This window comes from Alteromonas sp. NFXS44, assembly GCF_040148705.1.
Lineage (GTDB): Bacteria > Pseudomonadota > Gammaproteobacteria > Enterobacterales > Alteromonadaceae > Alteromonas.
In genome coordinates this window covers 72958-96542 of sequence record NZ_JAGDEA010000012.1, presented here as the reverse complement: position 1 = coordinate 96542, position 23585 = coordinate 72958, and the positions used below count along the sequence as shown (strand labels likewise).

At 50.4% G+C, this 23585-nt stretch carries 17 protein-coding genes; 11 read left to right on the top strand and 6 right to left on the bottom strand.

Annotated elements, in window-relative coordinates:
- Positions 1-64 precede the first annotated feature (64 nt).
- Together J3369_RS17585 and J3369_RS17580 are read right to left on the bottom strand one after the other, a co-directional pair.
- A complete protein-coding gene (locus J3369_RS17585; protein ID WP_349589385.1) occupies positions 65-1687 on the bottom strand; it encodes a S8 family serine peptidase in 1623 nt (540 codons plus the stop codon).
- Positions 1688-2140: 453 nt separating this feature from the next.
- Positions 2141-2653: a glycoside hydrolase family 108 protein gene (locus J3369_RS17580; RefSeq protein WP_303574889.1), complete on the bottom strand. Its 513-nt coding sequence runs from the start codon at positions 2651-2653 to the stop codon at positions 2141-2143.
- 186 nt (positions 2654-2839) lie between these two features.
- On the opposite strand from J3369_RS17580, the gene dinB reads away from it, so the two are divergent.
- Together dinB and J3369_RS17570 are read left to right on the top strand one after the other, a co-directional pair.
- Positions 2840-3916, top strand: coding sequence for a DNA polymerase IV (gene dinB, locus J3369_RS17575; protein ID WP_303574888.1), 1077 nt, complete (start codon positions 2840-2842; stop codon positions 3914-3916).
- Position 3917: 1 nt separating this feature from the next.
- Positions 3918-4148: a DUF1653 domain-containing protein gene (locus tag J3369_RS17570; RefSeq protein ID WP_303574887.1), complete on the top strand. Its 231-nt coding sequence runs from the start codon at positions 3918-3920 to the stop codon at positions 4146-4148.
- 73 nt (positions 4149-4221) lie between these two features.
- Here the strand turns inward: J3369_RS17570 and J3369_RS17565 are convergent, their stop codons facing one another.
- Both J3369_RS17565 and J3369_RS17560 read right to left on the bottom strand, forming a co-directional pair.
- On the bottom strand, positions 4222-5883 hold the full coding sequence (locus J3369_RS17565) for an amidohydrolase (protein ID WP_349589380.1): 1662 nt from the start codon (positions 5881-5883) through the stop codon (positions 4222-4224).
- Between the two features lie 3 nt (positions 5884-5886).
- Positions 5887-6894: a serine/threonine dehydratase gene (locus J3369_RS17560; protein WP_303574936.1), complete on the bottom strand. Its 1008-nt coding sequence runs from the start codon at positions 6892-6894 to the stop codon at positions 5887-5889.
- A 140-nt stretch (positions 6895-7034) separates the two neighbouring features.
- Between J3369_RS17560 and J3369_RS17555 the strand changes: the two genes are divergently transcribed.
- Both J3369_RS17555 and J3369_RS17550 read left to right on the top strand, forming a co-directional pair.
- Positions 7035-9923: a putative bifunctional diguanylate cyclase/phosphodiesterase gene (locus tag J3369_RS17555; protein ID WP_349589377.1), complete on the top strand. Its 2889-nt coding sequence runs from the start codon at positions 7035-7037 to the stop codon at positions 9921-9923.
- Positions 9924-9944: 21 nt separating this feature from the next.
- Positions 9945-10319 carry a PH domain-containing protein gene (locus J3369_RS17550; protein ID WP_349589375.1) on the top strand — a complete coding sequence of 125 codons (375 nt, stop codon included), beginning with the start codon at positions 9945-9947 and terminating at the stop codon, positions 10317-10319.
- A gap of 52 nt (positions 10320-10371) precedes the next feature.
- On the opposite strand, the gene J3369_RS17545 is transcribed toward J3369_RS17550, so the two are convergent.
- Positions 10372-12585, bottom strand: coding sequence for a S9 family peptidase (locus J3369_RS17545; protein WP_349589373.1), 2214 nt, complete (start codon positions 12583-12585; stop codon positions 10372-10374).
- A gap of 60 nt (positions 12586-12645) precedes the next feature.
- On the opposite strand from J3369_RS17545, the gene J3369_RS17540 reads away from it, so the two are divergent.
- The 7 genes from J3369_RS17540 to J3369_RS17510 all read left to right on the top strand — a co-directional run bounded on the left by J3369_RS17540 (position 12646) and on the right by J3369_RS17510 (position 22460).
- Positions 12646-13284, top strand: coding sequence for an NAD(P)H-binding protein (locus tag J3369_RS17540; protein WP_349589370.1), 639 nt, complete (start codon positions 12646-12648; stop codon positions 13282-13284).
- 53 nt (positions 13285-13337) lie between these two features.
- Positions 13338-14009: a tRNA1(Val) (adenine(37)-N6)-methyltransferase gene (locus J3369_RS17535; RefSeq protein ID WP_349589368.1), complete on the top strand. Its 672-nt coding sequence runs from the start codon at positions 13338-13340 to the stop codon at positions 14007-14009.
- A 159-nt stretch (positions 14010-14168) separates the two neighbouring features.
- Positions 14169-14648: a hypothetical protein gene (locus J3369_RS17530; RefSeq protein WP_349589366.1), complete on the top strand. Its 480-nt coding sequence runs from the start codon at positions 14169-14171 to the stop codon at positions 14646-14648.
- 1 nt (position 14649) lies between these two features.
- A complete protein-coding gene (gene bcsA, locus J3369_RS17525; protein WP_349589364.1) occupies positions 14650-16857 on the top strand; it encodes a UDP-forming cellulose synthase catalytic subunit in 2208 nt (735 codons plus the stop codon).
- Entirely contained in the window at positions 16857-19127 is a 2271-nt protein-coding gene (locus J3369_RS17520; RefSeq protein ID WP_349589361.1) for a cellulose biosynthesis cyclic di-GMP-binding regulatory protein BcsB, read from the top strand. Before bcsA ends, J3369_RS17520 begins: the two co-directional genes overlap by 1 nt.
- Positions 19127-20167 carry a family 8 glycosyl hydrolase gene (locus J3369_RS17515; RefSeq protein ID WP_349589358.1) on the top strand — a complete coding sequence of 347 codons (1041 nt, stop codon included), beginning with the start codon at positions 19127-19129 and terminating at the stop codon, positions 20165-20167. Before J3369_RS17520 ends, J3369_RS17515 begins: the two co-directional genes overlap by 1 nt.
- Positions 20157-22460, top strand: coding sequence for a cellulose synthase subunit BcsC-related outer membrane protein (locus tag J3369_RS17510; RefSeq protein WP_349589355.1), 2304 nt, complete (start codon positions 20157-20159; stop codon positions 22458-22460). The genes J3369_RS17515 and J3369_RS17510 overlap by 11 nt, the downstream gene beginning before the upstream one ends.
- On the opposite strand, the gene J3369_RS17505 is transcribed toward J3369_RS17510, so the two are convergent.
- Positions 22440-23444 (bottom strand): choice-of-anchor A family protein, encoded by a 1005-nt coding sequence (locus J3369_RS17505; protein ID WP_349589352.1) that lies wholly within the window; start codon positions 23442-23444, stop codon positions 22440-22442. The two genes, J3369_RS17510 and J3369_RS17505, sit on opposite strands and share 21 nt — an antisense overlap.
- Between the last annotated feature and the right edge of the window lie 141 nt (positions 23445-23585).

The window sequence follows — 23585 nt, the reverse complement described above, 5'->3', positions numbered from 1 at the left end:
GGTTTATCAGCATACACTCTGTGATGATGAAAATGGCCGGACGAATGTCCGGCCATTTTTGTTTCTACTCGTAGCTGTAACTTAACGTTACGTTACTGTAAGTGCTGTAAGCTCTGAGGCCGATATGCCAGGTGCCGTCAGCCGGTGCAGTAAACGTGCATACCTCACTGTTGCCGTTCTTGTAAGGACGACAATCATAGGCCGATGTGGAAGGCTGGCTGCCGTATCTCACATACAGATCGGCATCACCACTGCCGCCGGAGATTTGAATTGTCATCGTGGAAACGCCAGCCGGGATATCCCAGGTGTAGCGATCCCAGGATGACCGTGAACCTGATAATCCTGTTAATTGTCCTGATACCGGTTCCACACCCGGATCGGTCGGGTCTCCACCGCCGTTACCGCTGCCATCACAACCGTTGTTATTCAGGTAGCTGTTCGCCTCCGCTACACGGACAATACCGTAACCGTACTGATTATCTCTGCCTGAACTGCCACGATCTTCTGCTGTGGCATTTAACGCGTTTCTAATCTGCGTGGCGCTGCACTGGGGATGGAAGCTCCACACCAGGGCCGCCGCACCGGCGACGTGTGGCGTGGCCATAGATGTGCCGCTCAGGGTGGCGTAGGTGCTGTCCGGATAGGTGGAGTAGACTGAACTGCCGGGGCCGGCAATTTCCACCTTCGAGTTGTACTGTGAATAGCTGGCGCGGTTTTTACCGGAATCAACTGCTGCAACAGATACTACGGCATCGTAGGAGGCAGGGTAAGACAATGAACTGTTGCCGGCGTTACCGGCTGCGGCGACCAGCAGCATGTTATCGTCTGTGAAACCCTGCATGGCAGACGCTTCTGCCGAAGACGAGCCTGAACCCCCTAAACTCATGTTAACCACATCAGCGCCGGCATCCTGACACTGGTCGATAGCAGTGATGATGTCAGAGGCGTAAGTCCAGTCACCGTTGTCGTTGAATATTTTCACAATATGCAGGCTGGCACCGGGATAGACACCGATCACACCCTCTGAATTGTCATAGGCGGCAATCGTACCGGCAACATGCGTTCCGTGGCCGTTACCATCGTTATACCAGTTGCCCACTGCACTGTTATTGCCAATTCCGGTTACCCCGTCATTGGTACCCGGTAAATCCGGATGACCCAGATTATAGCCGGTATCAATAATACAGACTTTGCGGGCGCTGGTATCAGACTGGATCAGCTGATTCGCCTGTACCATGGTGTAGCCATATGGCGTGGACTGGGCCATTAACTCCCGCACCGGATCAGGGGCGATATCAACGTCCTTATTCTTGCGCAGGTCGTTGAGTGCTTTCTTATTTAATGTGACGACAGCCATGCCATGGCGTTCCATCACTTTAAGTGTCTTGCCACCTGCCTGTTGTATGGCAGATTTCACTGATGCTACATCCATCGCCTTATCACTGGCATTAATGCTGCCTTTGCCCGCCACTGCGCCTTTACCATTTTTAAAGGTGACAATGTAGCGTTCATTGCTTTCCTGTAAACGCAGATCCTGGCGCAGGTTCTTTAACTGCTCAAAGGTAAGTGGTTCAGGGGTAACACTGACCGGCCCGTTGCCGGCAGACGCTGCAGTAGCGGTTAATGTGATTAAACTTAACGATGTAGCGAGTAACGATTTGGATGGTAATGTGCGTAATATGGACATTATTTTTTTCCTGTCTTGTTGTTATCCCCTCCCGCTCTGTGGCGTGTTACTACGGGGGATTTTTACCGGGTCTGTACACATCGGTTTATCTGCTTTAGTGATGACAAAAACTGTTCCGTCAGTTTGTCATTCAGGAGAAATAAACCGGCTATGCACAAACGTTGTAAACGCTGCTTTTTTCTGCAGCTCGAAATCCATACTACTTAAGTCTATTGTGAGTTACGCATATAGCCGCATAACTATGAATAGTAATTAATACGTATAAAAAATGAGGGTATTGGTGTGCCAGCCAGGCATGACGGGCAGCGGAGAAACAAAAACTGACTAAAATTTAAGTTAAGAAAAAGATAAATAAAAACAAATTTATCCCCAAATCCAACTTAAATTTTGTGTAAAGATGTAATCAGGAAAAAGGGACGATAGCGTGTCTGGGGGCGGAGCCGGAAAGGTTTGCTATGCAATACCTTTCAGCGTCCGGTTTATCCAGCCAAGAAGGAACCTGGCTTGCGAGGGATTATGATTAACAATTTCCGCATAACGGGCGACTTTCTTGAGTGCATAGCCATGCAGAAATACTTCCGGTGGCATGTTGTTGATGGCCTTTAAGGATTTTGTACCGATGATCCCGTCAACATACACATCAGCAACTTCCTGGGCCAGTTTCGATGCTGCAGACAGGCCGGCATTAACGGCAAAATCAAAGAGGGTTTCAGCTACACGTTGAGAATCAATAAAGTCGCCGCGGATCCGTTCCCAAAAGTGCTGTTGGTAGAACGCTGCGACATGAGGCATCAGTTGACTGTCGGGTACGCCGGCATCAAGTAGTGGCCAGCCTTCCCAGTCAGGATGAAAATTGCGGGCTATACCGGCGTAGGTAGCACCACCGCGATCACCCTCCACACGATGAAGTGTATAGCCCCCTTCGTTATCAATCATTTTTTCAAAGGCGGGTAAAAAAGCAGCCATAACATCCTCCCTGATGAATGGTTAAATTTTACGCTTATTACCAGTTTATCTTTTCAATAAGGTTTTACAATCCTGTTGTATTAACTTTTTGCAATATTTTGACCTTTTATTCAGTGTTGAACTTTGCACTGGCATAGTTGACATAATCCGCTAAAATGCTGTTCATATATACAGTGTGGTGGCAGAGTGCGAAAGATTATTCACGTTGATATGGATTGCTTTTACGCTGCAGTTGAAATGCGCGACAATCCGTCATTGATCAATAAGCCCATAGCGATTGGCGGCAGCGCCGATCGCCGTGGCGTGATATCAACGTGTAACTATCCGGCAAGAAAATTTGGTGTGCGCTCTGCCATGGCAACAGCATACGCAAAGCGTTTATGCCCTGAGCTTATTCTTGTACCCGGCAGAATGGATATGTACGTCCGCGAGAGTCAGCGTATCCGTGAAATTTTCAATGACTATACCGATCTCATCGAGCCTTTATCACTGGATGAGGCCTATCTGGATGTCACTCACACCACTTTGTTTAACGGCAGTGCCACACTCATTGCACAGGATATCCGCCGGCGAATTAAAGAAGAACTGAATCTGACTGCCTCGGCTGGTGTGGCATCATGCAAATTCGTGGCTAAGGTAGCCAGTGACGAAAATAAACCGGACGGGTTATGTGTGATCACACCGGATAAGCTGGATGCGTTTGTCAGAAATATGTCGCTGGCAAAAATTCCCGGCGTGGGCAAAGTCACTCAGCAGAAGTTGCAGCGTCTGGGCCTGAATACCTGTAATGATGTCCGGCAATATCCCTTTGAACGTCTGCAGAAGGAGTTGGGAAAATTCGGTTCAGTGCTGTGGAACCGTGCTCACGGTGTGGATGAGCGGGATGTTAATGTCAGCCGGGTAAGAAAATCAATCGGAGTGGAACGTACCTTCAGCAGCGATCTGCATACTATTGGTGAATGCAAGGCGGTGTTGCCTGTACTGTGGGAGAAGATGCAGCAACGCATTGAAGGGCATATAAAAAAGACCGGTGAGCGGAAATGTCTGATAAAATCTCAGGGCGTGAAGCTCAAGTTTCAGGACTTCCAGCAAACCACCGTTGAGCACCGTCATCACGATATCGAAGAAGCATTTTTTTATGAATTGCTGGATGAAGCGTGGCAGCGGGCCAGAGGCCGGGGTGTCAGGCTGGTGGGCATTCACATTGGATTAGCCGGCGGTTTGCCGGCAGAGCAGCTGCTATTGCCACTGGAGGATGAATAATATGTCAAAGTCGGTTGTGCCAGGAACGTATCAACATTACAAAGGCAACTTTTATACTGTCATCGGTGTGGCTAAACACTCGGAAGATGAATCGGAACTGGTGGTGTACCGGCCGGATTATGGTGAAAAAAGGCTTTGGGTCCGTCCGCTGACTATGTTCACTGAGCAGGTGGAAGTGAACGGAGAAACGGTTCCCCGCTTCAGACATATTGAAGAGCAGGACCGGGATTAATCATCCGGTAGAATAAAATCACAAAAGGGGCGCAAAGCGCCCCTTTCAAATTACTTGTATCCGCTGTTTTCCGTTACTGGTTGCGCTCAGCATCAAATACCTTAATTCCCGCTGTCCAGGTCTGCAGCACCCGGGTGCGCCAGATATCTTTCGGATCCACATCGAAGATGTCCTGATCCACAAGAATAAAGTCAGCCCATTTCCCCGGGGTCAGCGTACCCAGACTGTCTTCCATATGTGCTGCGTAGGCAGCATCCAGCGTAAAGCCTCTGAAAGCCTGCTGAACGGTCATCGCTTCATGGGCATACCAGCCCTTTACCGGGTGGTTGTTTCTGTCCTGACGGGTAACGGCAGCATGAATACCGTAAAACGGATTGGCCAGCTCTACAGGAAAGTCTGAACCCAGCGGAATGGGGATCCCTGAATCCAGCAAAGTCTTCCACGCATATGCTCCGGCCATGCGCTCCTTTCCGAGGCGGTCTTCTGCCATGTTCTTATCGCTGGTAGCGTGGGTGGGCTGCATGGAAGGCAGTACACCCAGCTTCGCAAACCGCGGCAGATCGTCGGGATGAATCACCTGAGCATGTTCAATACGGTTTCTGAAGTCAGCATCAGGATGTTTTTTCATTTCCTTTTCAAATTGATCCAGCGCCATACGGTTTGCGCGGTCGCCAATGGCGTGAAAGTTAAGTTGAAATCCGGCGTTCATGACTTTACTGAACAGGGGAGCCATTTCTTCAGGCTGGGTAAGCAGTAAACCTGTCTGATGCGGATCGTCGGTATAGGGAGCCAGCAAAGCCGCACCACGGCTTCCAAGTGCGCCGTCACCATAAGCTTTTACGCTGCGGATAAACAGAAAATCGTCACTGCTGCGAACCGGTCCGTTATCCAGCATGACGTCCAGGTCTTTGTCTGTAGCACTGACCATGGCGTAAATACGTACCGGCAACGATTGTTCTGCTGCACGGGCCAGATAAAAATCGTAAACCTGATGAGGTACACCGGCATCATGCATGGCGGTAACACCCACGGACAGCAAATGCTGACCGGCGGCGTTTAACTGCTGATGGTAAAGTTCTGCGCCCGGGGCTGGCATCACTTTTTCCATCAGTCCCATGGCATTATCAATCAGCACGCCAGAGGGATTACCACCGGCATCACGCATAATTTTTCCGCCCACCGGGTCTGGCGTATCACGGGTAATACCGGCCAGTTTTAATGCGGCTGAATTGGCCCAGCCTGCATGGGCATCAACTCTGGTCAGCCACACCGGGCGACGCGGGATCGCTTTATCCAGAATGCCTGCGTCCGGGAAGCTGCGATCCGGCCACATTTCCTGATTCCAGCCACTGCCAGTGATCCAGTGCTGTTCCGGATTGGCAAATGCGTAGGCAGCAGCCAGCTTTGCCGCATCCTGCGCACTTTTACTCTCACGGACATCCACTTCCAGTAAACTGCTGCCAAGGCCAAGCAGATGACCGTGGGCATCAATAAGACCGGGCAGTAAGACATTGTTATGGCCATCTACAACTGCATCGGCGCGGGGAGACTCCGGATCAAGCTTTTTCACTTTGCCGTTTTCTATCAGCACAGAAGAAAAGGCGATCAGCTCGCCTTTCTTATTCAGGGTGTAGCCGCTGATATTATTGATTAATGTCGTACCGGCGAGGGAGTTAAATGAGGCAGTAAGCAATACGGCGGCACTCCACCGTAATGAACGTTTAAACAATGACATGGCTTAGTTCTGCTCCTGTTCAGTTAAGTTAGGTGGCTGAAGTAAATAGTCTGTCGCCCAGATTTTTTGCATGCTCTGCTGGCTGATATTACCGCCGGTAAGTATTACCAGGGCGGTCTGGCCTTTTGGCGCTTCCAGTGCCCATGAAGTTACCGCTGCCATGCTCATGGCACTGGTGGGTTCTACATGCAGTTTCAGCAAATGTTGTAACCATTGGGTCCAGTAGGCAATCTGGATTTCATCAACTTCGTAAAAGTCATCCAGTTGCTGTAAAAGCGGGAAGGTATGCAAGCCAACTGAAGGTGTGGCCGCACCGTCTGCCAGCGTGTTTGCCGGCCCCGGAAGTGATTCAATAATACCGCTTTGCAGAGAACGTGATGCATCGTTGGCTGCCTGAGGTTCCGCGCCGATGACTTTAGCATCCGGTTGCAGGGCTCTGGCAGCAAGCAAAGTGCCGCTGATAAGGCCACCGCCGCCGCAAGGCGCAAATACGGCATCCACTTTACCGGCATCTTCCAGCGCTTCCATACATGCTGTGCCCTGACCGGCGATAATATCCGGATGATCAAAGGGCGGGATCCATACTGTTCCTTCTTCTTTTGCTGCTTCGGCCACCGCTGCATCGGCTTCAGGCCGGGTGGGGTACAAAGCCAGCGTCGCGCCATAGCTTTTAGTCGCAGCGGCTTTTACCGCAGAGATATTTTCAGTGGAGTAAATCGTTGCCGGAATATTTTGTTGTGCAGCAGCATAAGCCACAGCCTGGGCATGGTTACCTGAACTGTTTGCCACAATGCGTGAAGGGAGAGCATTTTGCTCTGCCAGTTTGCTGATAAAGTTTGTTGCACCGCGCATTTTAAATGCGCCGGTAGTTTGCAGGCATTCTGCCTTAAACAAAATACGCTGACCCAGCCAGCGGTTTAATAATGAGGATTCCAGCAGAGGCGTGCGGCTTACTTTTCCCTTAAGTCGTAATGACGCCGCATGCACGTCATCAAAGGTGGGAAGGCGGATATCTGTCACTTTTGTTCCTTGATAGTCTTCGCTATTTTAACCTTCTACACTATCACTGTTTCTGTGATGCTGCGACTTAATAAAAACTTCATACTTTTGTAGTATTTTTCCCGGTTTCAACATAGCCGGGTAGTGATGTGATGCCAGAAAGAAAGAAAAGCAGGGTTTACCTGCTCCCGTTCATGCTCTTTTTGTTATTGAGTCTCCTGTTCGTGGCGGCAGGCTTTTACCTCATAAACGATGAACGCCAGTCACGTATATCCAAGGCCACCTCACTGGCCAGTCAGCTGAAAAACAGCCTGGAGCTGTTTTCTGCAGAACGTCGTCAGGCAATGATTAGCCTGATGCAAACCTGGCCTGCTTTCTCTCCCAATGAAATTGACTGGTTCAACGTTCAGGCTGTGTCGCTGATGAATATTCAGCACGGCTATACATCATTGTCGGTGACAGACAGAAGCGGAAAGATCCGCTGGATGACTATTCCGGAAGGGCAGGGGGCAGAAGCTACCGGCTTTGCAAAGCCTGAAAGGAAAGAATCGCCGCTAAGGCTTCCTTCACTGCACCTGTCTGATGATTTTCAGAGTATGCTGGTGCGGTCGCAGACAAGTGGCCATTATTTCTTAGTATACGCCCGCGCCATCAGTACGCAGGAGCCTGAACTGGGCTACCTGGTAGCCACCTTCGATGTCAGTGAAATTCTCGACGCCATGGTCGGGGAGCTGGTGGGGCCTCAGTTTAATTTCATGATCCGCGATATCGATGCACACTTACTGGAAGCCGGTGACTTTGCTGATGACGGTTCAATTGTCGAAACCGGCAATATTGCTTTTCTGGGCCGCAACTGGTCACTGCAGATACAGAGCCGGCCCGCCAGGTTCGACGCCGGATGGTTGCTGGGCGCGGCGGGTGTGCTGATGTCCTTGCTGGTCAGCTGGATTTTCCATAAACAGTTAAAAGGTGCAGTCAGGTTATCTGTCAGCCAGAAACGCTATCAGATAGCCAGCGAAGCCGGTCTGGATGCACTTATGATTTACCAGCCCGCGTCCGGTGGCTTTGTACTGCTTGAAGCCAATACCGTTAGCTATGAACTGTTTCCCTCTTTGAAAAACCGGCAATTGCCACACACACTGCACTACCTGATGGCATTTCTTGGTCATCCGGAACTGACAACCGCAGCAAAGGAAGTGTCAGACTCGGGAGTGCCTTACGAGACCTACGTAAAAGTCGATACAGATGCAACGGCGGCAGGATGGCTGAAAATTCAGATGGTGAAGGCGGGAGAAACCCTGGCGTTGACCATGCGGGATGTATCAGAGCGGTTCCGTGCACAAATTGATTTAAAGAAAAGCGAGGAGCGTTACCGGCGTTTATTGGACAACATGCAGCGTCACTTCGTGTACACCAGAACACCTGATCACCGGTTTGTTTTTGTCAGTGCCGGACTCAGCGTCATCACCGGATTGAGTGCAGACGAGTTTTGTGAACAGTCTGCCAGTCTGACTTACCGCGTACCGGATAATATTCACGCTGTTACAGATGCTATCGCAAAGGGGGTTAAGCCTGAACCGTATCTTGTTCATTATCAGGGAAAAGACGGAGAGATTTTTGTCATTGAATTCACCGACACACCGGTGTGTGACGACAACGGCAAACTCATTGCCGTGGAAGGGATTGCCAGGGACGTGACAAAAGAGCAGGCTCTGCAGGAAGAGGTGGTGTTTCAGGCCAGTCATGATCAGCTCACAGGACTGGTGAACCGGTATGCTTTTGACAACGAACTGCACGTGTTGCTTGAAAGCGTTAAACGGGGAGAGCAAACCGGTGTGATGTGTTTTATCGACATGGACAGATTTAAACTGGTGAACGACAGCTGCGGTCATCCCGCCGGCGACCGTTTACTGAAAGAAGTCGCCGGTATTTTTGCCCGCCATCTTACTGAAAATGAATTGCTGGCACGCATTGGCGGTGATGAGTTCTGCATTATTTTTTCCAATCAAACGCTGAAAGCAGTTACGGCAAAGCTTGATGAAATTATCAGAGCCGTGTCTGAATACCGTTTCATCTATGAAGACCGGCTTTTCTATGTAGGCGCCAGTATCGGCGTTATTTCTATAGATCAAAACAGCGGTTCAGCAGCAGAACTGATCCAGGCGGCTGACAACGCCTGCTATCAGGCAAAATATCAGGGCCGCAACCGCTATGTGGTGCATCAGCCTGATGGCTGCGGAAGCGGGCTGAATAAAGAAAGCAGTGTGTTACATGCACTGCAACGGGCAATCCAGCACGGGCTGTTTGAATTGCACAGTCAGTCCATAGTGCCAATGCACAAAGCAGAGCAGGCGCTGGAACACTACGAAATATTGCTCAGGCTGCCGGATGGCAATGGCGGGCTGATTAGTCCCGCATTGTTCATTCCGCTGGCTGAAAGACATGGCCTGATGAATCAGGTTGACGGCTGGGTGGTTGACCGCACCTTGTCGGTACTGGAAGCACATCCTGCTCATCTGGAAAGACTGGGTAAAGTGGCAATTAATTTGTCCGGCCTGACATTGGGCGACCCGTCGAGGCTCGCGGGTATCGTCGACAGGGTAATGCGCTCAACAGTGCCTGCACACAAAATCTGCTTTGAAATAACGGAAACTGCCGCAGTAACCAATATTAATGCAGCCAGACATTTCATTGAGACTTTACGCAGTAAAGGTTGCCTGTTTGCACTGGATGATTTCGGTGCAGGGATGTCATCGTTTACCTATCTGAAAAATCTGGAAGTCGATTTTGTGAAAATTGACGGCTCTTTCGTGAAAAATATGGCCAGAGACAGTATCGATCATGAAACGGTGAAAGCGATCAGTGCTATCGCGCAAAGTATGGGCAAGAAAACCATCGCTGAGTTCGTCACTGATCAGGCTACCTGTGATGCATTACGGGAACTGAACGTCGATTACGGTCAGGGTTTTGCTCTGGGTAAACCACTACCATTGATGAATCGTCTGCATACCCGTGATAATGTTAATCTGCTTCGGGCATAAACGTCATTTTAAGGAGAACCCATGGGATTGTTTGATGCGTTGTTAGGTAATGCCAGTGAAACTGATGCGCAGGCTGTGGCTGAAGAATTAGCACCGGTACTGGGCGCAGGTGAATCTGTTGTAAGTGCTTACAAACTTGTCAGAGATTTAATCGTCTTCACTTCAGGGCGTATGATCCTCATTGATAAGCAAGGACTGACAGGCCGCAAAGTGAATTACCATTCAATTCCCTACAAATCCATTACCCAGTTTGTAGTGGAAACGGCGGGACACTTCGATACGGATTCTGAACTGAAAATCTGGGTGTCGGGTCAGGATGCGCCAGTTGAAATTGAGCTGGGCAAAAATGCCGCACAGGGCGTACAGAACGCACTGTCTAATCAGATGTTCGGTTAAATCCGGACTGCATGGAAATCAAAACGGGCTGCAATTGCAGCCCGTTTTTTGTTTAATCCGCTTTCGATGGTTGCAGATTACGGTTAAAGAAGTTGGTGATGGTCTTGTACAGGTGAATACCGGTTTCTTTGCCGCGGATACTGTGTTTCTTACCCGGGTAATCCATGGTTTCAAATGGGATCGCCATATCCTGAAGATGCTTGTACAGTTTAGTGCTGTGGGTAAACAGTACGTTGTCGTCTGCCATACCGTGGTAAATCAGCAAATCGCCTTTTAAGTCTTTCGCGTAAGGAAAGACGCTGGAGGCTGTGTAAGCATCATCATCAGTTTTCGGATTGCCCATGTAGCGTTCAGTGTAATGCGTGTCGTACAAACGCCAGTCGGTGACAGGCGCACCGGAGACACCGGCAGCAAAGTAGTCACCGGCTTTGAACATCGACATCAGTGTCATGTAGCCGCCATAGCTGTGACCATGAACACCAATGCGGTCAGCATCCACATACGGCAGTGTGCGCAGGAATTTCACACCCGCCACCTGGTCGTCCACTTCTACCGTTCCCATTTTCTTGAAAATAGGATCTTCAAACGCTTTGCCGCGATAGTTTGAACCACGGTTGTCGATGCTGAACACCACATAACCCTGATCTACCCAATATTGCATCAGCAGGCCGCGGTTTCCGCCCCAGCTGTTAGTCACAACCTGTGCATGAGGGCCGCCGTAAAGATAAACAATTACGGGGTGTTTCTTTTCCGGGTTTTCCGGCTTGTACAGACGATAGTAAAGCTCTGCGCCATCGTCAGTGGTAATGGTGCCGAATTCAGGTTTTGTCCAGCTGTCCATGTAGGCACTGAGAGGATGATTTTCGTCTACAGCATTCTCTTCAAGCCAGGTAATTTGTTCGCCACGGGCTTTGTGCAGACTCACCTGAGCAGGGTGATTCACCGTTGACATGCTGTCTACATAAATCGAGGCGTCGGAAGAGAAAGTGATGCTGTGGTAGCCGTCTTTCTCTGAGATACGCTGAATGTCACCATCATCAATTGAAACACTGTATAAGTGACGCTCAAGAGGCGTGTCTTTCCTGCCGGTAAAGTAAATGTTGCCCGTTTCAGGATCGATGGCTTCAAGCTCATCCACGACCCATTTGCCTTTAGTTAGCTGCTTTACCAGAGAACCATCATTGTTATACAGGTAAAGATGTTTGTAGCCGTCGCGCTCTGATGCCCAGATGAACTGATTGCGCTTTGGCAGGAAGGTCAAATCATCGTTCAGATTAACCCAGGTATTACTGTTTTCTTTAATCAGTACAGTCTGTTTTTTACTGTTCAGATCATAAGCGCGTAACTCCAGCGCCTGCTGGGTACGGTTTTGCCATTGATAGGTGAAAACGCCGGAGGATGGCATCCAGGCTCCGCGGGCCAGATAAACATTTTTATCTTTGCCCAAATCCACCCATTGACGGGCACCGCTGCCAATTTCCTGAATTGCCAGCGTCACTTCCACATTCGGGGTGCCGGCGGCGGGATACTTCTGCTCAATCATTTTTATGCTGTCCGCATAAATTTCAGAGCGGGTAATAATGTCTACCGGCTTTTCATCTACACGGGTAAAAGCAATGTATTTTTCATCGGGTGACCACCAGTAACCGGTCATACGACCCATCTCTTCCTGTGCAACAAACTCGGCCATACCATATTTGATGTTGCCGCCACCGCCCCGGGTAATCGCCGTTTCTTTGCCACTGGCAATGTTTTTCACATAAAGGTTCTGATCACGGATGTAAGCAATGAAATTGCCTTTCGGAGACAAAGTGATATCTGTTTCAAATGCGTCCGTATCAAGCAGTTGTCTGGCGCCTGCTTTTCCCAGTTCGTGATAAAACACGTCACCACCTAAAGGAAACAGTAAGGCTTTGCCGTCGGCTGACCACTGGTAGCTGACAATACCGCTGCCGGATAAGCGCATACGTTCACGGCGGGCCTTTTCTTCGTCAGACAGTTCACCGTCGCCTTGTGCAAGGGTGGCTGAGTCGAATAACATGCGGGTTTCGCCGGACTGGATGTGGTATTCCCACAAATCCAGCTGATCATAATCTTCCTGCTTTCCGCGCAGGAAGGTTACCCGTTGTCCGTCAGGGGAGACCTGCAAATTCCGCGGGGCGTTTCCGTCCAGTGACGGTGATTCAAATATACGTTCGATGGATAGATCTTTGGCGTGAACGAGTGAACTGAGCATAAGGGCTCCGAGTAGTAACGTTTTTTTCATTATTATCTTTGGCAATCGTTAGTTATATAAGTCTGTCGGATATTTAAAGGATGACACAAGGTGAATAGCAATAAAACCGCTTTAGTGCTGGGTGCGACAGGATTGGTGGGAAAGGCGTTAGTTCGCCAGCTATTGCTCGATCCCAGATATGATTCTATTACTATCCTGGTCCGGCGACCTGTGCCTGCTAGCTTGTTCAGCGATCCTCTGGGTAAGCTGACACCGCTGGTTATCGATTTTGAGCAGTTACAGGATTATCAGGGCTATTTCAGTGTTAACCATGTTTATTGTTGTTTAGGCACAACCCTTAAACAGGCCGGTTCAAAGGCGGCTTTCCGTAAAGTCGATTTCGAGTATATCCACGTTGCCGCGCAGCTCACCAGGGCGCAGCGCGCCGACAGTTTTGTGTGGATATCCTCAGTGGGAGCAGACGCGAAAAGCAGTAACTTTTACCTGCGCGTAAAAGGAGAACTGGAAGATGCGTTAATGCGGATGCCCCAACTACCAAACGCATCCGCGGTCAGACCTTCATTACTGCTGGGAGAGCGAAATGAAAGCCGTCCGCTGGAAGCTTTCGGGCAAATGATAGCACCTGCTCTGGGTGTGTTTATGGCCGGGCCACTGAAGAAATACCGCCCTGTGTCTGCCACGGAAGTTGCCCATAAAATGATTACTCTGCAGGAGTTTGACAGCCAGTAATGGGAAGGGGATTTCGCTGTAAGCAGTTCGAGGTGGTCCAGGATAACTGCGCCATGAAAGTAAATACTGACAGTATGTTGCTGGGAAGCTGGGCGCAGCCCGGCAATGCAAAGCGGGTGCTGGATATTGGCACGGGCAGCGGCATACTTGCTCTGATGATGGCGCAAAAGGCCAGTTCTGCTGCACAAATAACGGCGGTGGATATTGACGGGCCGGCAGCCGCACAGGCTGCACAGAATTTTGCCGCATCCCCCTGGTCAACTCAGTTAAAGGCGTTAACCGGTGACATCACTTCCCTTGCATTCTCTGGCCGTTTTGATGTGATTATAACGAACCCGCCTTACTTTGAATCAGTGTCCGGGGGCTCCCGGGCATACACAACGCTGACCACAGAACGGGCAACCGCCAGAATTGACGACAGCTTGTCGCCCGCTACACTTTTTGATGTTGTTTCCCGTCAATTGACTGACGACGGCATCTTCTACTGCGTATATCCTGCCTCCCGGGAAACATTGATTACTGAAACTGCAGAAAAGGCCGGACTGTACGCCAGTCAAAGGCTGTACGTCAGTGCAGAGGTTGATAAGCAGCCTTATCTGATCGCCTGGCGTTTTAAACGGCAAAGAAATTGCTTAGATAGTAAGCAACTGGCGATTCGGGACGGTAACGGAGAGTACACGTCAGAATTTCGCCGCTTATGTCGTGAATTCTACTTAAAATTTTAGCGCATCATTGAATCCATTTTTCTGGTGTTATAACTTCATATAAGTATCAGCCATAAGTTGAATTTATCCTGCCAGGGCACGGCTTTAAACTATGATCTAAGAAATCAGCAGGTTTTCCGGTTATCCGGGAAGGCGCTACATTTCCGGGAGCCTTGTGTAATGTCGTTTGATAATTTTCCGCTGCAGGTCAGTGAAGGCGAAGCTTTTAGCAGTGAGTCTGAGAGTTTTTCCGGCACTGAACACTTCGGTGATAACACGGTTTATCAACTGGAGAACTTATGGCAGAACCGTTTACGGCAGTTCTGTGCGGCAGAGAAAGCCCTGCAACGGGCTAAACGTATGATGTCAATCTGGCTGGTGGTGGTGGTGATCAGCCTTTGTATGCTGTGTTTTTCACTGTTTGTCTCGCCCGTATCACCGGTATGGTTGTTTACGCTGGAGTTTATTGCTTTCTTCAGCGGTTGTGTGGTGCAGCCGGTATGCTATCTGCTGGTTAAAGAGCAACGTCGTCACAGAGATGCTTTGTCAAAACGTTTTTACCAGAGTAATCATGAAGTTGAAGTCACTGACAGTCACCTTGTACTGATTAACCGCGGGAATTATTCAGCAGTTACCCGCGTTCCCATTTTGGAGCGCTGATTTGTTTTCAAATTCTGTTTCCGGTCCCCGTTCCGGGGGGCTGGTGATTGTTTTTATTGCCGGTTTAAGCCTGCTGGGTTTGCTGTTACTGGTGCCTATGGATGCCTGGTCTCAGTTACTGGTTTCCGCCGTACTCCTTATTGCCGTGCACCTCTGTTCCCAGGAGTCACGGGCCTATCACAAGTATCAGCAGTTTTTTCGCATGGTGGCTATTTTCCTCGGCCTGGCGCTTACTGTCCGGTACCTGATCTGGCGCGGGCTGTATACCCTTACGGCAACAGACGTTTTGTCGCTGGTGGCTGTATGGTTGCTCTATCTGGCTGAAATTTACGCCGGCATTACCCATGTAATGGGATGTATTGTGAATTCGTTGCCATTGAGCCGTCCTCTCAAAACCATCCGCAATATTCCTGAAGAAAAGTTACCCACCGTTGATGTGCTTATCCCCACTTACAATGAGCCTGCGGAACTGTTGGAAGTGACCCTGCGCGCGGCGCTGATGTTGAAGTATCCGCAGGAAAAACTGGCTGTGCATCTGCTTGACGATGGCAGTACAGAGCAGAAAATCACGCAGCAGGATGTCGCAGCGGCAAACCGCGCCGGGGCACGCAAAGCTGAACTGTCGGCCATGTGTGAACGGCTTGGCGTACATTATCATGCCCGCAAACTGAATCATCATGCTAAAGCCGGGAACATCAACGATGCTCTGCTGGAAACCAATGGTGAACTCATCGTTGTGCTGGATGCTGATCATGTGCCGACCATGGATTTTCTTGATCATACCGTGCCCTGGTTGGTGGAAAACGAAAAAGTTTTTCTGGTACAAACGCCACACTTTATGGCGAACCCCGACCCGGTGGAGCGGAACTATTTCTCTGCATTCAGCAGAATGCCTTCAGAAAACGACATGTTTTACGGCACCATTCAGCGGGGGCTGGATTTCTGGTCAGCCTCCTTCTTCTGCGGCTCTGCGGCGGTACTCCGGCGTAGTCATCTTGAAATGGTCGGAGGGCTGTCCGGAGAGTCGATCACAGAGGATGCTGAGACCGCCTTCGATTTGCACGCTATGGGTTACGAGTCCGTTTATGTAGACCGCCCGATGGTCAGCGGTCTGGCGCCGGAGACTTTCGACGCTTTTGTGACGCAGCGTATGCGCTGGGCGCAGGGCATGACACAGATCCTGTTGCTGAAAAAGCCGTTTATGGAAAAGAAGCTGAGCTGGCATCAGCGTATGGGCTATATGAGTTCAATTCTGTTCTGGCTGTTTCCCTTCGCACGTATTATTTTTCTTTTAATGCCGCTGGCCTATCTGGTTTTCGGCATGCAGGTTTACCACGCCTCTATGACTGAGATCATGGCTTACACCATGCCCCACGTTATTGCGACTTACATGCTTTCCACCATGTTATTCGGTAAAACCCGATGGCCGCTGGTATCAGAGCTTTATGAGATCCTGCAGTGTATCTTCACTCTCAGGGCGCTTACTAAAGTGTTCAGGAATCCCCGAGCGCCATCGTTTGTAGTGACCCCGAAAGGGGAGAACCTGACTCAAACCTTTATTTCGCCTCTTTCCGGTGTATTTTATGCATTGCTGTTGCTGGTGGGCGTTGCCATGGTAGCCGGTGTGGTGAAAATGGTGAATGAACCCCTTACCCGTGAACTCACCGCCGTGGTGTTGGGTTGGAACGCATTTAATCTGTTGTTGCTTGTCAGTGTAATGGGTGTGCTGGTAGAGCGTAAGCAAGTGCGGGAACAGGCCCGCTTGCCGGCCAATGATTACATCAGCCTTATCGGCTCTGATGGGAATGCCTGGACCGGTCACCTGATTGATTTGTCTATGGGGGGCGCAAAGCTCAGGCTGAGCGGCGACACTGCCGGATTGCCGGAGAAAGTGACGCTGATCACAGACAGAGAAGGTGACTTAGGCAAGGTCCGCCTGCCGTGTCAGGTGCTGTCTGTATCTCCTGACAATAAATTTGTACGATTTCAGTTTGTTCAGGACGAAGGTAATATTGACCAGATCGTCCGTTTTGTTCTGGGTGACAGCCGGCGCTGGCAGAGTTTCCAGCGTCGCAGAACCCGCCCGGTGTCCTACTGGTTCGGCGTTAAACATGTACTGAGGGTAAGTGTCAGACCGGCATTTCAGCATTTGTATCTGAACAGCCGCCGCTACTGGCAAAAGATGCGCACAGCTAAAGGAAGCACATAATGAAAAAAATGGTTTTCGTCCTGTTATTTGGCCTGAGTCTGCTAAGTCAGGCAATAGCAGCAGAAACCCACAAAGTGCGACTGTCTGATTTGTATGCAGGTGACAGTACATTGAGAATGGAAGGGGCAGTGGCAGAATTTGAATTATCTGTGCCATTGTCCGGTGGTTTGAAGGTGGAGAAAGCCACACTGGACATGCGGGCGGTGAATTCTATCGCTCTCATCCGGCAGCGTTCGGTTCTGGCAGTCCGGTTTAACAATGCCACCATCAGTCAGATTGCGCTGGATCCTAATGCGCCGAATTTCCGTCCGGAAATTGATATTCCTGCTGAACTCTGGCGTGAAGGATTCAATACCCTGACGTTTGCTGTGAGTCAGCATTATGCCAATCAGTGTGTTGATAACGCCGCGCCGGAATTGTGGAGTGAAATCGATTTATACCGTTCGGTGCTGTCTGTAGAAACATCGGCAGTTAATGGCCCGGCCGTGCTGGCTGATTTAAAGAACCGGTTTAATCCCGGTATCGGCCGGCAACAGGGCGTCACATTGTTTACTGCGTCCGGAGCTGAACAATCTACTCTCACCACTGCATTGCCACTGGTCGCTCAGGCGCTGGCGCTACGTGCAGATTACCAAAATCTGGCAATCCGCCATGGCGAGCTGGACAATACCCGTGCGCTGCCGGCCAGAGATGATCTGACCCCGTGGAGTGATGAACAGGCGGAACGCTATCGCATCAGCAGTTTTTATCTTGATAACAGGTTGATGGAAGCCTTACATGTGGTAGTGGGAACGGCGTCTTCTTTGCGTCCGTTTTTATCTGAGCAAACCTTCAATCAAATCGGAGATGCATATTTAGGTATCGAGTCCACACCAGCCATTGTGGTGGATGACAAGGTGCTGGTGCCGGCGCGGCAGCGCCTGATTGTGTCCGGTACAAATGAGGGGCAGGTGCAGCGTGCTGCAACCACACTGGCTCTGATGGATGATGCACTGAATCCGGATCCCTTTATTCTTATTGACGGCTTCCAGACTGCCAGCAATCAGGTACCGCTGGAGGCCGACACCCTGACACCCGGGGAAAGTTACTCTTTTCAGGATATGGGCGACGGTGGTGCGGAATACCGCGGAGAAACTGCTACTACCAAGCGAGTTGAATTCAATTTACCGGCGGATTTCTATGTGCCTGAAAATGCCACGGTAACCTTGTTGCTGGATTTTGCCTACGGTGCTGAGTTTGGTCAGGGTTCAATGATGAATGTACTGATAAACGGCAAACTGGTGCATGGATTGCCGTTATCAAATCCCAATGGTGATTCCTTCCGCAAGTATCAGTTAAATGTGCCTGCAAGGCACCTGAAAGGAGGCCGCAACCGTCTCGATTTCGACGTGGCGATGCGTGCACCTATTACGGATGTGGTGTGTGATGATGTGGCAGGGCGTCATCTTTACTTCCAGTTGTTACCTGACAGCCGAATAGAGCTGCCGGAAGCGGGACATGTGGCGAGGCAGCCTGATCTGCGATTGTTTGGGGAAACCGCTTACCCCATGGCATCTGTTGTGCGCAAGTCTGCTGATATTTACGTGACCCGGCCGGACATGACCGGTGGTGCACTGACACTGGCCGGTAAACTGGCGCAGACAGCAGGTACGCTGCTTCCCGATATTCACGTTATTGAAGGCGTGCCCGGCACGACAACCGATACCGCATTTTTGATGACCACACCGGACTCTGTACCGCAGGGGTATGCCACTGCGTTCGGCGCGTCGCTGGAGAGTGCCAAAAAGTGGCCCTACCGCCTGCAAAACATGCTGCACAACCGTCTGCGGGAAGCGGCAGAAGACAAACAGCATAAGAATCTGATTATGCACGGTGTGACGGTGCAGCAAAGCGGGCTGGGCGATCTGGCAGTCCTGATTGCTCAAAAGAATCCGCAGAGTGACGGTACCGGCACAATATTTATGATGGCCGCTGATACCCCCTTACAACTCAATGACCGTGTGCAGGATCTGATTTCACCTTCCATCTGGGGGCAACTGGGGGGAGACTTCTTTGCCTGGGAAAACCCTGAGCAGCCGGCGCTGGTGATGCAGGTTGCCGATGTTTACGTGGTCGGAAAATTTGAAGATAGCTGGCTGCAAACCCGCATGTGGCTGTCGAACCATCCCTGGTACTGGCTAATTGCGTTTATTGTGCTGGTCCTGTTCTGTTCATTCATTGCTTACTGGTTGTTACGCCGCCGGAATAACAAGATGCAGGACCAATGGTGATGAGACGGTTTGGCTTTGTTTTTATTTCTGTGGCGGTGCTGATGACTGCTTGCTCTCCTGCACGCAAAAGTGAGTTCGCCCTCGCCTGGGACACCTACGCGGCCAGATTTTACGACCAGGGTCGTATTGTCGACACCGGTAACAATAATGTGTCCCACAGTGAAGGGCAGGGGTACGGTATGTTGTTCGCTGTGGCGGCTGACGACAAGGCACGGTTTGACGAATTATGGCAGTGGACAGCCACTACCTTACAGCGGGCCGATAAGCTGTTCAGCTGGCGGTACACGCCGTGTCCTCAACAGGACAGAACCTGTGTGGATGATCCCAATAACGCCTCGGACGGGGATATACTTATCGCCTGGGCGTTAATTAAAGCGGCAGATAAATGGCAGGAACCTGTGTACCGCAAATCAGCCATGGCGATTCTGGAGGCTGTAAGGGCCACTATGGTCGTGGCTAAGCATCCTTACGTGCTGTTGCTGCCGGGGGAAAATGGTTTTGTTTACCCCAACGGCGATGTGCAGGTGAATTTATCCTACTGGGTATTTCCTGCGCTGAATGCTGCCGCTGATGCTACCGGCGATGAAACCTGGGACGATCTGGCCGTATCGGGCATTTCACTTATACAGCAGAGTAATAACCAATGGTCATTAACCCCGGACTGGTTAAGAGTGACAGACGATGGCATCAGTCTTGAAGGTGTAGTAAACCCTGAGTTCGGGTTCAATGCCTGTCGTATTCCTTTGCAACTTGGCTGGCAAAATATTGATAAGCAGGTAGCGAAGCCTTTTCTGGATTACTGGGCAGATACCGCTGCACCGGCAACTAAAAACTTACTTACCGGTGCGGTGGCTGAATATCCCCTGACGCCGGGCATGAAAGCGGCAAGTGCCGCGACGGCACAGCTTTATGGTGAGCCGGTGAAGGGGGATAACGCCGCCGGTGTATTTACCCTTAACGGTGAGCTTGATTACTATTCAGCAAGTCTCATTATGCTTAGCCGTCTGGCAATACAAGAAGGAAACCGGCATGGCCGTTAAGCAGTTGTCACTTTTAACCGTAGCAGTACTGACGACTCTGGGCCTGAATGCGCCTCTTCAAGCGGCTGAAGCGCCGGATCTCACCGGCGTGTGGTATCACATTAAACATAAGCAAGTGACGCTGGCGAACGCTGAATATCAGCGTTTACAAAACCGTTATCCTGACTGGCAGCCGGAAGAGTCTCTTAAGCAGGCTATCAGCTTGCTGAATAAACCGGTAAAGCCGGTGGTCCCCGTTGAAAGAAAAAAAGAGACCGTTAAAGAAGACCCCGATGCGGCATTTATGGGCCGGCTGGCAGCGATGAAAGAAAAGCAGTGGCAGAGGCTTTCTGTCGTTGCAGTATCCCGTGCTGCAACCATAGCTAGCAGCAAACACAATGACGCGGACTTGTTACTGACCGGTTGGATTTATATGGCCAGGCAGCAATATAACGAAGCCATGTCCCTGTTCTCTCTGGTCAATGAAGGCAGTGCCGGACAGAAAAAAGATGCCATTGGTGCGGCTGTGGATGCACTCAGCTTTCAGGCTATGGCCGCAGACGATTTTAACGGGTTGCAAGCGCTTTATGATGCATGGCCACAGCAAGTTCCCGCACTGATAAACGGTGCTGCCTGGCAGGCTTTTGATGCCGGTGAGTTTATCCGCTCGGGATCTTTATTCAGGATAACCGGTAACCGTTACGGTGAGGTATTGAGCCTCGACGGGCAGGGACACAGTGAAGATGCACTTGCACTGGCTTGCACGACGCCTGCCACGACTGAATTAACAACCTGGTGCCGTGACGGACTGTCTTCACAGCAAACTGCTGCATGGGAAGCGAAAGATTATGCAGCCAGCATCCGTGCTGCAGAATCCCTCAAAGATCGTAACCTTCTCAGCCGTGACCAGGCAATGCTGTACGGCTGGGCACTGGATGAAAGTGGTAATAAAGCGGCTGCTTCGAAGGTGTTTCTGTCTGTGCTGGGAGATTCCCCGGCTGATGAAGAGGTTCAGTCTGCCGTTATTCACAGTTTTGATTACGATGCTGAAGCGCTGATGCCGCTGTCAGCAAAGTACCCCTTTATTGCCACGTTTATCAGCCGTCAGGAAGGCGGACAGGCATTCGGGAGAAAACAGTTCGACCTGGCTGACCGTTACAATGCTAATCCGGCAAAGGAATCAACCGCCGGCGATTTGCAGGTTTATGCCGGCTTATCAGCCCGTCACCGTAGCGGTGAAAGGGGGCTTGGTCATCTTGATGAGCATGCCGGTTATACCGGCTTCACTGATGTCTTTAAAGATACCCGTGTCGATGTCAGCGTGCGTCACGAGCAGGTGTTCAGCGGGACACCGGATGCCGGCAGCTGGTTTGGGACTGGCTTATCTGATGCTGACTTTGCCGGTGAGGCAAAGCAGGCCGGGCAGGGCATCAATGTTTCCTTAAGCCGTCAGGAACAGGACTGGACCTGGTATGGTCAGGCCGGGTACTTGCAGCTTGATCAGCCTGTCTCCACCCGTCTGACCGGTGCCTTAGGGACTACCTGGTATCAGGCTGATTTCTTAGTATCAGGTCTGGCTTACAGAGAACGCAGAAAAGACAGTGTTCTCAGTCAAACCGGCACCTGGTTTGATACCTTATTACGTGACAGTAGCGCAGCGTGGGGCGGTGTTATGCAAACAGGTCTGCGAGGACTGGGGGTTATGGCGCTGAACGATGTGTGGTCAGCATCTTTGTCAGCAGAAACCGCTATGCTTGACGGGGAGCAGGTGAAGGATAACACCATGCACAGCCTGCGTTTTGAAGTAAGCAGGGAGTTATCCGGTGATAAGAAACACTGGCTGGACTATTTCCGTGTGGCACCGTATCTCGGCTGGCAGCAGTATGATCACGATTTAAGTGGTTTTACGGCCGGACATGGCGGCTATTTCAGTCCGCAGGGATTCCTCAGTACCGGGGTCAGCACTGACCTTCTGACCGCTGAAGGTAAATTGTGGCAGTTAAGAGGGCGTTTCAGTCTTGGCTGGTCTTCTATCAACCAGAATGGCGGGCCGCGCTTTCCGTTAACTGAAGATTCAGTCACGGTGTTACCGTCAACCAATGTGTCAGGCGTCAACGGAGAGTTGTTGCTTGAAGGTCAGTATCTGTTTGGTAATCACTGGTCGCTGGCGGGTTATGTCAGCCGCTCACATGCTGTGGCGTATCAGGCAACGTATGCTGGTATTGAGCTTCGCTGGTATGCCGCCCCGCGAAAGGGCGTAACCAGCGAAACATTGATAGGGTCGTCTGTGGAATTAAAAGGCTTTGCTTTTTAATAAATACTGGCGGAGACCAAATGCCATCAGGATGACGAAAAACAACGCGCCACCAGGCTCGCTGACTGTAAAGTTACCGAACTGGTAGTTATTAATCTGGCCTGTCAGCGTGCCCACAGGCGATGTCAGGCTTTTCACAATAAAATTGCCATCAATATGCCCGTCATAGAACACGGTGTCTGCCAGCGGAGCCAGAATACTGCCTTTAAAGCCGATGGCGTTCAGGGTCAGTGATGTGGCATCAACAAAGTTAAATAACACATTATTCGCGTACGTACCGTCGTGACGGTAAACCCCGGGCTGATTATCTGCAATCTTATTACCGTCTGCGCCATAAAAACCGGTATTAAACAAAGATACATCTGTACCGGTCACATTGATGATGTTGTAGCTGTCTGTATCAACGTTCAGATAAATGCTTTTGTTTGCTGCAGACAGGGTCGGGGCATCAATAGAGAACACGTTAAAATCGCTGTTGCCATCAAAGCTGATACTCCACACGTCTGAGCCGTTTCCGGTTACCGTGGTGGTAGCATTGTCTGATAAAGCGCCCCACAACGAAGACGTGGTCAGCAGATCCTGATTGATACTGGTGAAATCAAAGGAGCTGTCATTATAAAAACTGTGCGTATTATTCGTTGCATTAACGCCATACAGGCCAACAGAACTGTCGATATCAATGGTGCCACCGGCAACGGCGTCACCATTGTAAATACGGGCATCCCGCATGGTGACGTTGCCGCCCACTGTAAGGGTGTTTTGTTGACCATTTTCCGGCAGTTCGAGACCAATACCATAATGCTGCAGGTTTAAGTCGCCACCTACAGCCAGCGTACCCTCTACATCAGACTGAGTGCCTGTCATGTTTTCCATGATGTACGCGTTGAAATCAAAAGCTTCATTCAGATACACAGGCGCGGCACTGGCCAGCTGGCTGCCGAATAACAATCCGATGAAAAGATGTTTTAAACGTAAATGACGCATAAACGCTCCGCTAAGCTTGCCCGAATGCTTCCCTTTTATGATTTCAGGCATGAATAAAGATAACGTAAAGATTGTATGTTAATTGGCCGGTCAACACCAGCAAAGGAAAGTATGTTGAACAATACTGACGCAAAAAACGCG

Excerpts from the sequence above, each read along its gene's own strand:
- J3369_RS17585 (WP_349589385.1), bottom strand. The coding sequence starts at position 1,687 with ATGTCCATATTACGCACATTACCATCCAAATCGTTACTCGCTACATCG.
- J3369_RS17580 (WP_303574889.1), bottom strand. The coding sequence starts at position 2,653 with ATGGCTGCTTTTTTACCCGCCTTTGAAAAAATGATTGATAACGAAGGG.
- J3369_RS17570 (WP_303574887.1), top strand. The coding sequence starts at position 3,918 with ATGTCAAAGTCGGTTGTGCCAGGAACGTATCAACATTACAAAGGCAAC.
- J3369_RS17565 (WP_349589380.1), bottom strand. The coding sequence starts at position 5,883 with ATGTCATTGTTTAAACGTTCATTACGGTGGAGTGCCGCCGTATTGCTT.
- J3369_RS17555 (WP_349589377.1), top strand. The coding sequence starts at position 7,035 with ATGCCAGAAAGAAAGAAAAGCAGGGTTTACCTGCTCCCGTTCATGCTC.
- J3369_RS17550 (WP_349589375.1), top strand. The coding sequence starts at position 9,945 with ATGGGATTGTTTGATGCGTTGTTAGGTAATGCCAGTGAAACTGATGCG.
- J3369_RS17545 (WP_349589373.1), bottom strand. The coding sequence starts at position 12,585 with ATGAAAAAAACGTTACTACTCGGAGCCCTTATGCTCAGTTCACTCGTT.
- J3369_RS17535 (WP_349589368.1), top strand. The coding sequence starts at position 13,338 with ATGAAAGTAAATACTGACAGTATGTTGCTGGGAAGCTGGGCGCAGCCC.
- J3369_RS17530 (WP_349589366.1), top strand. The coding sequence starts at position 14,169 with ATGTCGTTTGATAATTTTCCGCTGCAGGTCAGTGAAGGCGAAGCTTTT.
- J3369_RS17520 (WP_349589361.1), top strand. The coding sequence starts at position 16,857 with ATGAAAAAAATGGTTTTCGTCCTGTTATTTGGCCTGAGTCTGCTAAGT.
- J3369_RS17515 (WP_349589358.1), top strand. The coding sequence starts at position 19,127 with ATGAGACGGTTTGGCTTTGTTTTTATTTCTGTGGCGGTGCTGATGACT.
- J3369_RS17510 (WP_349589355.1), top strand. The coding sequence starts at position 20,157 with ATGGCCGTTAAGCAGTTGTCACTTTTAACCGTAGCAGTACTGACGACT.
- J3369_RS17505 (WP_349589352.1), bottom strand. The coding sequence starts at position 23,444 with ATGCGTCATTTACGTTTAAAACATCTTTTCATCGGATTGTTATTCGGC.